This is a genomic window from Citrobacter sp. TBCS-14, from assembly GCF_005280805.1.
GTDB lineage: Bacteria > Pseudomonadota > Gammaproteobacteria > Enterobacterales > Enterobacteriaceae > Citrobacter > Citrobacter gillenii.
Genome location: NZ_SZWM01000618.1, coordinates 1 through 218, shown reverse-complemented (window position 1 = coordinate 218; position 218 = coordinate 1). Strand labels below are relative to the sequence as shown.

The following is a 218-nucleotide window of genomic DNA, read 5'->3' as shown; positions in this document are numbered from 1 at the left end:
CGGATGGATTTACTTTACAAAAAACCTGGCTAACATGAACACATGTTTGATAGTGAACATGTGCTCTAATAGCCTTTGCTGTAGCAATGGTTATTTTTGACGAACTCATTAGTGGTAATTATATTGCCAGGGGACGTGCTATGCGTGAAAAGGAATACATAGTAACCATTGGCTCGGCCAATATGGATGTCGCCGGGTATTCGCATGCTTCTCTGAAT

General features: G+C 41.3%; 1 protein-coding gene. It reads left to right on the top strand.

Translation table 11 applies throughout. From position 1 onward, the window contains the following. Nucleotides 1-140: 140 nt before the first annotated feature. Nucleotides 141-218 (top strand): hypothetical protein (locus FDX22_RS31545; protein ID WP_255432995.1); only part of this gene is annotated, 78 nt, incomplete at its 3' end.